General features: G+C 68.7%; 11 protein-coding genes. 9 read left to right on the top strand and 2 right to left on the bottom strand.

The window, feature by feature from the left end; all coding sequences use genetic code 11:
* Positions 1–58 precede the first annotated feature (58 nt).
* The 8 genes from AC2YHT_RS13040 (at position 59) to AC2YHT_RS13005 (ending at position 9052) form a co-directional block, all read left to right on the top strand.
* A complete protein-coding gene (locus AC2YHT_RS13040) occupies positions 59–517 on the top strand; it encodes a MaoC family dehydratase (protein WP_487290217.1) in 459 nt (152 codons plus the stop codon).
* Positions 518–580: 63 nt separating this feature from the next.
* On the top strand, positions 581–1969 hold the full coding sequence (locus tag AC2YHT_RS13035) for a serine hydrolase domain-containing protein (RefSeq protein WP_487290216.1): 1389 nt from the start codon (positions 581–583) through the stop codon (positions 1967–1969).
* Positions 1970–1986: 17 nt separating this feature from the next.
* Positions 1987–2784, top strand: coding sequence for a dienelactone hydrolase family protein (locus AC2YHT_RS13030; RefSeq protein WP_487290215.1), 798 nt, complete (start codon positions 1987–1989; stop codon positions 2782–2784).
* A gap of 227 nt (positions 2785–3011) precedes the next feature.
* On the top strand, positions 3012–3473 hold the full coding sequence (gene rbfA / locus AC2YHT_RS13025) for a 30S ribosome-binding factor RbfA (RefSeq protein WP_487290214.1): 462 nt from the start codon (positions 3012–3014) through the stop codon (positions 3471–3473).
* 3 nt (positions 3474–3476) lie between these two features.
* Complete coding sequence (gene truB / locus AC2YHT_RS13020) at positions 3477–4409, top strand: tRNA pseudouridine(55) synthase TruB (RefSeq protein ID WP_487290213.1); 933 nt, start codon at positions 3477–3479, stop codon at positions 4407–4409.
* Between the two features lie 14 nt (positions 4410–4423).
* Positions 4424–4693: a 30S ribosomal protein S15 gene (gene rpsO / locus AC2YHT_RS13015; protein ID WP_058348691.1), complete on the top strand. Its 270-nt coding sequence runs from the start codon at positions 4424–4426 to the stop codon at positions 4691–4693.
* A gap of 250 nt (positions 4694–4943) precedes the next feature.
* Positions 4944–7094, top strand: coding sequence for a polyribonucleotide nucleotidyltransferase (gene pnp, locus AC2YHT_RS13010; protein WP_487290212.1), 2151 nt, complete (start codon positions 4944–4946; stop codon positions 7092–7094).
* A gap of 155 nt (positions 7095–7249) precedes the next feature.
* The gene (locus tag AC2YHT_RS13005) at positions 7250–9052 is read left to right on the top strand and encodes a hypothetical protein (RefSeq protein ID WP_487290211.1); all 1803 of its coding nucleotides are present in this window, start codon (positions 7250–7252) and stop codon (positions 9050–9052) included.
* Here the strand turns inward: AC2YHT_RS13005 and AC2YHT_RS13000 are convergent.
* Positions 9049–9720 carry a TorF family putative porin gene (locus AC2YHT_RS13000; protein ID WP_487290210.1) on the bottom strand — a complete coding sequence of 224 codons (672 nt, stop codon included), beginning with the start codon at positions 9718–9720 and terminating at the stop codon, positions 9049–9051. The two genes, AC2YHT_RS13005 and AC2YHT_RS13000, sit on opposite strands and share 4 nt — an antisense overlap.
* 136 nt (positions 9721–9856) lie before the next feature.
* Between AC2YHT_RS13000 and AC2YHT_RS12995 the strand changes: the two genes are divergently transcribed.
* Positions 9857–11485, top strand: coding sequence for a sensor histidine kinase (locus AC2YHT_RS12995; RefSeq protein WP_487290209.1), 1629 nt, complete (start codon positions 9857–9859; stop codon positions 11483–11485).
* Here AC2YHT_RS12995 and AC2YHT_RS12990 read toward each other — a convergent pair.
* Entirely contained in the window at positions 11482–12078 is a 597-nt protein-coding gene (locus AC2YHT_RS12990; RefSeq protein WP_110120152.1) for a YqgE/AlgH family protein, read from the bottom strand. The genes AC2YHT_RS12995 and AC2YHT_RS12990 overlap by 4 nt on opposite strands.
* Between the last annotated feature and the right edge of the window lie 55 nt (positions 12079–12133).

Genomic DNA, 12133 nt, shown 5'->3' with positions numbered 1-12133 from the left:
GCCCCCAGCACCTCGCCGGGGGCTTTCGTCGTTTTCGGCGTCGTTTCGGGATCCACACATGACCGACCGCTATCTGGACGACCTGACCGTCGGCGAGACCTGGACCGGCGAACCCTTCACGCTCACCCAGGCCGAGATCCTCGACTTCGCCCGCGCCTATGACCCCCAGCCGATGCATGTCGATCCCGAGGCGGCCGCCGCCGGCCGGTTCGGCGGGATCATCGCCAGCGGCTGGCACGTGGCCTCGCGGGTGATGCGCGAATATGTCGACACCGCTCCGTTCGGCGCGACGCCGATGCTGGGCATCCGCATCGACGAACTGACCTGGCAAAAGCCCGTCCGTCCCGGCGACACGCTGACCGTGCGCCGCGAGATCGTCGAGGTGACACGCTCGCGCTCCAAGCCCGATCGCGGCACGATCCGCACCTTCACGACGGTGACCAACCAGCACGGCGAGACGGTGCTGACCTTCTTCAACCTGATCCAGATGCCGGCCCATGCGGGCGTGACCCTCTAGCCGCCCTTGCCTCCGGCGACGACGCGGCCCCACTGTGCCGTCTCCAGTGCGAGGGGGCTTTCGATGCGGCGACGGACGGTTCTGGCGAGCGGCTTGGCCCTGGCCCTCACGCTGGCCGCGCCCGTCCTGGCCGCGCCCCTTTCTCCCGACAAGACCCGCGAGATCGACGCCATCGCCCGCGAGGTGCTGGCCGCCACCGGCGCGCCCTCGGCCTCGGTCGCCATCGTCGAGGACGGCGAACTGGCCTACGCCAAGGCCTACGGCCAGGCCCGGCTGTCGCCGGCCGTCCCCGCCACCACAACCACGCGCTACGGGATCGCCTCGGTCAGCAAGCAGTTCACCGCCGCGGCCGTGCTGCTGCTGGTCGAGGACGGCAAGGTCTCGCTCGACGATCCGGTCGGCAAGTACATCCCCGGACTGACCGAGGGCGACAAGATCACCCTGCGCCAGGTGCTGTCGCACACCGCCGGCTATCGCGACTACTGGCCCCAGGACTTCGTGTTCGAGGCCATGCGTTCGCCGACCACCTCGCAGAAGATCCTCGATGGCTGGGCGCGCATCCCGCTGGATTATCCGCCCGGGGAGCAGTGGCGCTATTCCAACACCGGCTTCGTCATTGCCGGCCTGATCGTGGAGAAGGTCGCGGGCGAGCCGCTGGTCGCGTTCCTGAAGCGCCGGATCTTCGATCCCCTGGGCATGACCGGCGTCTCCGAGGACGATACGAAGGCCCTGTCGCCGCCCGACGCCGGGCACTACACCCGTTATGGCCTTGGCCCCGTGGTCCTGGCCGACAAGGAGGCGCCCGGCTGGCTGTTCGGCGCGGCCGAGCTGGCCATGTCGCCGTCGGACCTGGCGCGCTGGAACCGGGCGATGATCCGCCGCGACCTGCTGAAGCCCGCCTCGTGGGAGGCGATGACCACCTCGGTGGATCTCTCCAGCGGCGTCCCAGCCGGCTATGGCCTGGGGGTCTCGATCAAGGTGCGCGACGGGGCCACGTCGATCAGCCACGGCGGCATGCTGTCGGGCGTGCTGACCAGCAACACCGTCTGGCCCGCCGAGAAGCGGGCGGTGAGCGTGATCGCCAACGCCGACTTTGGCGACCCGCAGACGGCCATCTCCCAGCGCGTCGCCTTCCTGCTGCGGCCCTCGACGGGTGCGACCGCGACGGCGCGCAGCCTGATCGCCCAGTTGCAGGCCGGCCGGATCGACCCCGCCCTGCTCACCGAAAACGGCCGCGCCTGGTTCACGGCCGCGCGGCTGGCCGACTTTGGTCGAAGTCTCGCGCCGCTGGGTCCGCTGCGCATGCTCGAGGGCCAGGGCGTCCAAGTGCGCGGCGGCATGACCTGGTACGGCTTCGACGCGGCGTTCGGGGCGCGGACCCTGTCGGTGTCGATGCGGCTGACGCCCGAGGGCAAGGTCGAGCAGTTCCTGATCGGGCCCAAGGCGGGCTGAGCACGGAGGGGGAAGCGATGGCGGACGCGTTGGACGAGACGGCGCTCGAAGGCTTTTCCCGGTTCGATTTCACCCATGAAGACCGCACCCGCCCGGTCTGGCGCATGGGGACGGGGCCGGCGGTCATCGTCATCCACGAGATCCCCGGCCTTCATCCCGGCGTGCTGGACTTCGCCCGCGACGTCGCCGCCGGCGGCATGACCGTCTTCTGCCCCAGCCTGTTCGGCGAGCCGGGCAAGGGCGTGACCAAGCGCTATATCGACGCGACGACTTTCCGCCTGGCCTGCGTGCGGCGCGAGTTCGCCATCTGGCGCGGCGGCCGCTCCAGCCCGGTGGTCGAGTGGCTGAAGGCCCTGGCGCGCCAGGTCCACGCCGAGTGCGGCGGCAAGGGCGTGGGGGCGGTGGGCATGTGCTTCACCGGCGGCTTCGCCCTGGCGATGATGACCGAGCCGGTCGTGGTGGCGCCGGTGCTGGCCGAGCCGTCGCTGCCGGTGCTCGACAAGGGCGGGCTGGACGCCTCGCCGGCCGAGATCGCCTGCGCCAAGGCGCGGTTCGAGGCCGAAGACCTGTCGCTGATCGCCCTGCGCTATCGCAGCGACCGCCATGTGCGCGACGCCCGGTTCGAGCGGCTGAAGGCCGAGTTCGGCGGGCGGGCCGAACTGATCGAGCTGGAGGACGCCGACGCCAACGCCTACCGCGTGATCCCGCCGCATTCGGTGCTGACCCTGCACCTGGATCGCGACCGGCCGGACGGGGCGGGCATGCAGGCGGCGCGGCGGGTGGTCGAGTTCTTCCGGGAACGGACGGGGGCTTAGCACGCGCTGCGCGCGACCCCCTCCGGCCCTCCGGGCCACCTCCCCCAAAGGGGGAGGATCTGGTCCACGCGGCGTAGATGCTCCCCCTCTGGGGGAGCTGTCGCGGAGCGACTGAGGGGGTGTTCTCTGGACTTTTCCACTTTACGCGCCTAGACACCGCGCCTTCGATTTTCCCCCGCGTTCCCGGCGTTCGATCCGCCGGCCGGGCTGCAAAGGCTATCCGCGCCATGAAGCGCCATTCCGAAAAATCCAAGAGCGGGCCCGTGGGTCCCTCGCAACGCCAGCTCCGCGCCGGCGAACTGATCCGCCACGCCCTGGTCGACATCCTCCGCGAGGAGGAGCTGCAGGACGAGGCCCTGACCGGCGTCTCCGTCACCGTTTCCGAAGTGCGGATGAGCCCCGATCTCAGGCACGCCGTCTGCTTCGTCGAGCCGTTGGGGGCGGGTCTCGCCGACCAGGGCGCGGCCCAGAACGTCGACGAGATCATCAAGGGCCTGAACCGCGTCGCCAAGTTCCTGCGCGGGCGCCTGGGCCGGTCGATCGACATGAAGTTCACGCCCGACCTGAAGTTCCTTCACGACGAGAGCTTCAGCACGGCCGCCTATATGGACAAGCTGTTCCTCGATCCCAAGGTTCTGCAGGACACCGATCGTCGCCTGAGCGACGTCCTCGACGAAGACGAGGACTAGCCCATGGCGCGCCGCAAGAAGGGCGACGCCGTCTCCGGCTGGGTGTGCCTGGACAAGCCCTACGACCTGACCTCGACCAGCGCGGTTTCCCGCGTGCGCCGGGCGTTCAACGCCCAGAAGGCGGGCCACGCCGGCACGCTGGATCCGTTGGCCACGGGCATCCTGCCGCTCGCGCTTGGCGAGGCGACCAAGACCGTCCCGTTCCTGATGGACGCCGACAAGGCCTATCGCTTCACCATCGAGTGGGGCCGCAACACCACCACCCTCGACCGCGAGGGCGAGACCACGGCTTCGTCCGACGTGCGGCCCTCGGCGGAGGCCGTCGAGGCGGCGCTCCCAGCCTTCGTCGGCGAGGTCGATCAGATCCCGCCGAACTATTCGGCCATCAAGGTCGACGGCGAGCGCGCTTATGACCTGGCCCGCGACGGGGTGGAGTTCGAGCTCCAGACCCGCAAGGTGACCATCCACGCCCTGCGCCTGCTGTCGGTTCCTGACATCGACCATGTCGAGCTGGAGATGGAATGCGGCAAGGGCACCTATGTGCGCGCCGTGGTCCGGGATCTGGCGGCCGCGCTCGGAGCCTGTGGACATGTCAGCCAGCTTCGCCGAACGCGGGTGGGCCAGTTCGCCGAGGATTCGGCGATAAGCCTGGAAAGTCTCGAGAATTTGAGCTATGAGGCGCGCCTGTCGGAGGCATTGCTTCCGGTCGAGACCGCGCTGGACGACATCCCGGCGTTGGCCGTGACCGACGAAGACGCCTTTCGGCTTGCGCAAGGACGCGCCATCGTTCTGCTACCCAGGCAGGTGGAACAGCTGAAAGCCGAGCTCACGCCCGGCGATCGCACTGTTTCCGCCATGTCCGGAGAGCGCCTGGTGGCCTTGTGCGAGATGCGCGCCGGAAAGCTCAATCCGGTGCGGGTCTTCCAACTCACCTGAGCGGAGACAACCCGATGTCGATCACTGCCGAGCGCAAGAGCGCTCTTATCGCCGAACACGCTCGCACCGAGGGTGACACCGGCAGCGCTGAAGTCCAGGTCGCGATCCTCTCGGAGCGAATCTCGAACCTGACCGAGCACTTCAAGACCCACAAGAAGGACAACCACAGCCGTCGTGGCCTGCTGAAGCTGGTTTCCCAGCGTCGCCGTCTCCTCGACCACCTGAAGAAGTCCGACGAAGGCCGTTACGCGGCTCTCATCGAGAAGCTGGGTCTGCGCCGCTAAGGCGCATTTCCGCCGCCTTACTCCGGTAGGGCGGCGGAACGCTTTTTAGGGTCCTCGCTTCGAGACAGGCCGAAGCGGCGGATCCAAGGGTTCCAGGTCCCAAAGGACCGGCGCCCCGTACGTGTGAGGGTTCACGTCCTCAAACCCCCGCCTGTCACATTAGGATGAGGATCATCGGGCCGGCTCCATTGGCCGTCCGCCCCTGTCCACCCCCGACGGGAATCCGCCCGCGGGAACCGAAAGAAGAAAAATGTTCGATATCAAACGCAAGACGATCGAGTGGGGCGGCAAGACGCTGGTCCTCGAAACCGGTCGCATCGCCCGTCAAGCCGACGGCGCCGTTCTGGCCACCATGGGCGAAACCGTCGTCCTGGCCACCGCCGTGTTCGCCAAGAAGGCGAAGCCCGGCCAAGATTTCTTCCCGCTGACGGTCAACTACCAAGAGAAGACCTTCGCGGCCGGCAAGATCCCCGGCGGCTTCTTCAAGCGCGAAGGCCGTCCGTCGGAAAAGGAAACCCTGGTTTCCCGCCTGATCGACCGTCCGATCCGTCCGCTGTTCGTCAAGGGCTTCAAGAACGAAGTCCAGGTCGTCGTCACCGTGCTGCAGCACGACCTCGAGAACGATCCCGACATCCTGGGCATGGTGGCCGCCTCGGCCGCCCTGGTCCTGTCGGGCGCCCCGTTCATGGGCCCGATCGGCGCCGCGCGCGTCGGTTACGTTGACGGCGGCTACGTGCTGAACCCGACGCTCGACGAGCTGAAGGAAAGCAAGATGGACCTCGTCGTGGCCGGCACCGCCGAAGCCGTGATGATGGTCGAGTCGGAAATCCAGGAACTCTCGGAAGAGATCGTCCTGGGCGGCGTCAACTTCGCCCACAAGGAAATGCAGACGGTGATCGACGCGATCATCGAGCTGGCCGAACACGCCGCCAAGGAGCCGTTCGACTTCCAACCGGAAGACACCGACGCCCTGAAGGCCGAAGTGAAGAAGGCCGTGGGTCAGGACCTGGCCGACGCCTACAAGATCCAGGCCAAGGGCGAACGCGTTTCGGCCCTGGGCGCCGCCAAGGCCAAGGCCATCGAGACCTTCGCCAAGAGCGATGCGAACCCGGCCGGCATCGACCCGCTGAAGCTGGTCTCGGTGTTCAAGGAACTGGAAGCGGACATCGTCCGTCGCTCGATCCTCGACACCGGCATCCGCATCGACGGCCGCACCGTCGACAAGGTCCGTCCGATCCTGGGCGAAGTCGGCATCCTGCCGCGCACCCACGGCTCGGCCCTGTTCACCCGCGGCGAGACCCAGGCGATCGTGGTCGCCACCCTGGGCACCGGCGACGACGAGCAGTTCATCGACGCCCTGGAAGGCACCTACAAGGAGTCCTTCCTGCTGCACTACAACTTCCCTCCCTACAGCGTCGGTGAAACCGGCCGTATGGGCAGCCCGGGCCGCCGCGAAATCGGCCACGGCAAGCTGGCCTGGCGCGCCCTGCGCCCGATGCTGCCGAGCAAGGAAGACTTCCCCTACACCATCCGCCTGGTCTCCGAGATCACCGAGTCGAACGGCTCGTCCTCGATGGCCACGGTCTGCGGTTCGTCGCTGGCCATGATGGACGCCGGCGTTCCGCTGGTCCGTCCGGTCTCGGGCATCGCCATGGGCCTGATCCTCGAAAAGGACGGCTTCGCCGTTCTGTCCGACATCCTCGGCGACGAAGATCACCTGGGCGACATGGACTTCAAGGTGGCCGGCACCAGCGAGGGCCTGACCTCGCTGCAGATGGACATCAAGATCGCCGGCATCACGCCCGCGATCATGGAGCAGGCCCTGGCGCAAGCTAAGGGCGGCCGCGAGCACATCCTTGGCGAAATGAACAAGGCCATGGACGCGCCGCGCGAGGAAGTCGGCGACTTCGCTCCGAAGATCGAGACCATCACCATCCCGACCGACAAGATCCGCGAAGTGATCGGCACCGGCGGCAAGGTGATCCGCGAGATCGTCGCCACCACCGGCGCCAAGGTCGACATCAACGACGAAGGCACCGTGAAGGTCTCGGCCTCGGACGGCGCCAAGATCAAGGCCGCCATCGACTGGATCAAGTCGATCACGCAAGAAGCTGAAGTCGGCGCGATCTATGACGGCAAGGTCGTCAAGGTCGTCGATTTCGGCGCCTTCGTGAACTTCTTCGGCGCCAAGGACGGCCTCGTCCACGTCAGCCAGATCAGCAACGAACGCGTCGCCAAGCCGTCGGACGTGCTGAAGGAAGGCCAGATCGTGAAGGTGAAGCTCCTGGGCTTCGACGATCGCGGCAAGACCAAGCTGTCGATGAAGGTTGTCGACCAGACGACGGGTGAAGACCTGTCGAAGAAGGCTGAAGTCTCGCCGGAAGACGCCGTCAACACCTGACGCCGACTTTCAGGTTCGACCTGAAAAGGCAGCGGGCGGCTCCGAAAGGGGCCGCCCGTTTTGCGTTTGGGGGCAAGGTGCGGCGAGGGGCCGGACAAGCTTGTCTAAGCCTACGCCATGGCGCAACCTTGGGCTGATAGTCAGCTGGGTGGGCCTTGTTCTCTTCGTATCTCGCCGCCTGGGCGGCCGCTTTCGCGTCTGTGTTCCTGTTCGGGTCGCCGGTCCGGGCCGAGGAAGCGCCGCTGCTGCACGCCCGCACCGGCGCGCCCTTCGAAGAGATCTGTGACGCCAATCACTATCTCGTCTCGCCGAGGGGCGGCCTGGCGGCGGCGTTCGGAGCGGGGATCGTCGGCGTGCGCGGCCCGTTCGCCGGGTCGGTCTACGACGCCGCCTTCGCGCCGAGCGATTGCCTTTCGGGTCCTTGCGCCGGCTGGGTGAAGATCTCGGCTATGGCGCCGATCACCGGGGTCAGCCTCGACGAAAGCTCGATGACCGTGCGCCTTCACGGCGGGGGCGTGTTCCGTATCGGCCTGGACGGCAAGGTCACGCAGATCGCCACGGTCGCGGACGATCCCTGCCGGGCGGCCGGCTACTATGTCGGTGGATGCGCGCGGCTTATGGTCAATGACGGCGCGCCGGAGGCGGCGTTGCAGTCGACCTTCGAGGGGCCGTCGCGACGGGTGTTCGGCTATGCCGAGGCGGCGGCCGGACCGACGGCGCCGCGCCGGATCCGTTGTGATGCGCCCGAACTCTGCGGCCTCTGGCCCACGCCGACCGAGGTGGCGCTGATCGCTTCCGCCGGAACGACCCTGCCGCTCGCCAAGGGCCGTCTGCTGCTCACCCGGGCCGAGCGCGAGCAGGTCTGCCGCGACCAGGGTCCCGATTGTCCGACCGGCGAGTTCATCCCGCTGCTGGATGGCCGGACGTCGGCTTATCTCGCGCCGATGTCCGCGGAGGTGCTGAAGACCGGCCGTCATGCCGATATCGTCAGCTTCGCCTTCCGGGTTCCCGGGGGCATGCTGCTGGGCGTGGGCGACAGCGTGGCCTCACGACGCGTGGAGCTGACCTCCGCCGCTGGCCAGGTCTCACGCGCCTGCCCGCTTCGGCTAGGGGGCCTGCCTCCCGGCTGGAACGTCAAGGCCTTCACACCGCCGCCTGCGCGTGCCGAGCGTCGGCGGGTCATGGCGGGTTCGGCCGACCGCCCTCTCAGCCTGTTCGTCGATCGGCCGGAGGTCCCGACCCGGGGGACCTTGGTCTATTTCGACGGCGGCCCGGGCGGCGCGCCCGAGTTCGGTCATGGCGCCGTCGCCGTCACGGCGGTCAACCTGGGCGCGGTCGTGGTGCGCGCGGGCGTGGCGGGCCAGGACGGCCTGAGCGACGGCGCCTGGCGACGCCTGGCCGTCGGCGGACGGGACGCGCTCGACGCCGACCTGGCCGCGCTGGAAGACGAACTGGCCGATCAGGCCCGGTATCCCCGTCCCCTGGTCCTGGCGGGCGACAGTTTCGGGGCTCTGCCCATCCGCGTGGCGCTCGAACGTGGGCGTCTCAAGCCCGATCGCGTGATCCTCAGCGTGCCGATGACCGCCTATCGCTCGCCCGCCGACATGGTGAAGGCGGACGAGGCGCGGATGGGCCGGCCCTATCCCGATGGCCTGCGTCCGCGCATCGAGGCTTCGGTCGCGCGCAGCCAACTGATGCATGAGCGCGTCTTTGGGCCGGGCCTCGCGCCTGACCGGCCGTTCCGGCGCTGGTTGGACGCCTTCGACGCCTGCCTGCTTCCGCCGGGCTCGCGCGTCTACCTGGCGCAGGCGGATGACAGGGTCTCCTGGACGCCGCCGACGGCCTGCGCCGGCCCGACCTTGGTCACCCTAGCCGGCTCGCATGATCTGGCCCTGGGCGGCGCGGCCTATTGGGCGGAGATCGAAAAGGTCCTGCCGGCGATGCTTCTCGCGCCCTAGAACCCCGCCGTCACCGAGGCCACCACCGTGTCGGGCGCGCGGTCGCTGCCGATGTAGGCCAGGCCCAGGTCCACGGCCTTGATCTTGTGGTTCACGCCCAGCGACCAGTCCCACTTGCCGTCGGGGGCGAAGGCGCCGTCCTCGTAGCCGAGCTGGGCGGCGATGGTCACGGGGACCTTGGGCGAGGTCCAGGCGGCGCGGACATAGCCATAGCGGTTGTCCATCCCGCCCAGGGCGTCCTGCTCGGGCGACCAGGCGAAGCCCAGGCCGTAGGTCCAGTCGCCGAAGGCGCGGCTGGCCGAGATCGGCAGTTCCCAGTAGTCGACGTCCTGACCGCCGGGATAGCCGTAGCGGGCGGCCGAGACGTCGAAGGTCGTGCCGCCGGCGGTGAAGGTGTAGCCCAGGGCGACGTCCAGCTCGGTGGTCGCGCCGCCGTAGTCGTCGATGGTCGAGCCCCAGACCCAGCCGTAGAGGCCGTTGGCGGCCGTGGCGGTCAGACCGCCCTGCAGGGCCGGTTGCTCGTCGGAGAAGGTCGCGCCCCGGAACCGGTAGTCCGACACCACGCCGATCTTGCCGGTGATCGTGACCGCGGGTTCGGCCGCGGTCTGGGCGAGGACAGGCGAGGCGAGGGCGACGGCCAGGGCGGCCCCGGCGAGGAAGGTGCGCATCAAGAACTCCGGATCTTGCCGATCCAGTGGACCGCCATTCGTGACCAGGGTCCTTACGGTTTTGGAAAAACAATGTCTTGCGGCCATCGGTCGCAGTTAACGAAGCGCTAGCGACGCGGCCTTTAGGCCAAGAGGCGTGTTGCGCACTCCGACCTCTCCCGAAGCCCGCCGATTGCAGGCGATCCATTGGATCGTCGGCTCGGCCGTCGTGCTGGTGGCGGCCTCGATCCTCGGCGGTCTGGCCCTGATGCTGCTCGCCGCGCGGTCGCTCGATCATATTGAGACCCTGGACGAGCGGGCGCTGATCGAACGCACCGTCCGCCGCACCCTCGACCGCATGACGCGGGAGGTAACCTCGGCCACCGTCTGGGACGAGGCCTACAAGTCCATGACCGGCGAGGTCGACGCCGCCTGGGCCGACGTCAATTACGGCGACTACTACCATCGCTATTTCAGTCACGACCTGAGTTTCGCCGTCCGCGAAGGCAGGGTGGTCTACGCCTCCATAGCCGGCAAACGCGTCTTGCCCGACCGTGTCGAGGCGCTGCGGATCGACGCCGACGACATCGTCGAGACGGTGACCGCCAGCGCCCTCTCGGCCCGCCGGGCGGGGCGCGCCGATCTGGAGGGCGTCTCGACCGCTTCCGGCCTCGTGCGGTCGGGCGACGCGCTCTATCTGGTGGTGGCCAGCGACGTGATCGCCGAGCATCCCGCGCTGATGGCCAGGCGGCCCGGCGCGCCGGTCGTGGTGGTCTCGGCCCGGCGGATCAGCTCCGGCTTCATCGCGGGCATGCGCGGCGACCTCGGCGTCGAGGGGCTGAGCCTGGTGACGGGCGACGAGGCGGTGGAGCCCTATGTGGCGCTGCATGATCGCCGGGGGCGGCGGATCGGCGCCCTGGCCTGGCCGGCCCGGGATCCGGGGATGTCGCTGCTGCTGCGCGCCGCGCCGTGGGTGGGCGTGGTCTTCCTACTGCTGGTCGGGGCCAGCGTCGTGCTCTTCGCCTGGCTGTCGCGGGTGCTGGCCAATCTCGCCCGCAAGCGGCAGGCGCTGGTCGAGGCCAAGGAGCAGGCCGAGGCCGCCAACCTGGCCAAGAGCCAGTTCCTGGCCAATATGAGCCACGAGATCCGCACGCCCCTGAACGGCGTGCTGGGCATGACCCAGATCATGGCCGCCGGCGAGCTGCCGCCGGTCCAGCGCGAGCGCCTGGCGATCGCCGAGGAGTCGGCCCAGGCCCTGCTGGCGCTCTTGACCAACGTGCTCGAAATGACCCGGCTGGAAGCCGGCGCCGTCGGGCTGCGCGAGGCGGCCTTCGATATCGAGGCCCTGGTGGACGCCAGTTGCGCGGTCTTCTCGGGCGCGGCGGCGAGCCGCTGGATCGAGTTGTCCTGGAGCGTCGATGAAGATTGCCGCGGCGCCTGGATCGGCGATCCGATGCGGTTGCGCCAGGTGCTGGGCAACCTGGTCGCCAACGCCGTGAAGTTCACCGAGGTCGGCGCTGTGCGGGTCGTGGTTTCCGAAGGGTCTTCGGGGCTGGCCTTCGCGGTCGCCGACACCGGTGTGGGGGTGGCGGCCGAGCACCTGCCGCGCCTGTTCGAGACCTTCTCCCAGGTCGACGGCTCATCCACCCGTTCGCATGGCGGGTCGGGCCTGGGTCTGTCGATCTGCCGCGAACTGGTCGAGCTGATGGGCGGGTCCATCGCGGTCGACAGCACGCCCGGCGTCGGATCGACCTTCCGCTTCGAGATCCCGCTAGTACGCGCCTAGGCCCGGCCGGCCTGGGCCGAAAGGTGGTCGGCGGTGACGCCGATCTTGGCCAGGGCTCTCGTCCACTTGCTGTCGTGGTCGTCGTCGAACAGCAGGCCCTCGTCGGCGTCGCAGATGAGCCAGACGTTGTCGCGCAGCTCCTGCTCCAGCTGGCCGGCGCCCCAGCCTGAATAGCCCAGGGCCAGGATCGCCCGGCGGGGGCGGTGGATGCGGCTGCCCAGGGCGTCGAGCGCGTCGCGGGTGACGGTCAGGGCCAGGCCGTCGGCGATCGGCGAGGTCGATTCCGGCGAGGCGTAGTCGTCGGTGTGCAGCACGAAGCCGCGCTCGCGCTCCACCGGTCCGCCCAGCATGACGAGGTCGCTGGGCGCGCGCACTTCCGGGTCGATGCCCAGCTTGCCCAGCAGTTCGAAGACCGTCAGGCCCTCGACCGGGCGGTTCACCGCCAGGCCCATGGCCTGTTCGTCGTCGTGCGAGCAGAGATAGACCACGGCGCGTTCGAAGCGCGGGTCCTCGATGCCGGGCATGGCCACCAGGACCCGTCCGGTCAGGAATTGGCCCTCGCCGTCGAGGGGATCGGTCTCGGGAGCGTCCATCTGTTGAGGATCGGCACACAACGCGTCGGTTTCAAGTCAAACCACGTTATTGGCG

Source organism: Caulobacter sp. SRI_008 (genome assembly GCF_057586355.1).
The sequence above is the reverse complement of the archived record's forward strand: the minus strand, read 5'-3'. Positions and strand labels throughout refer to the sequence as shown.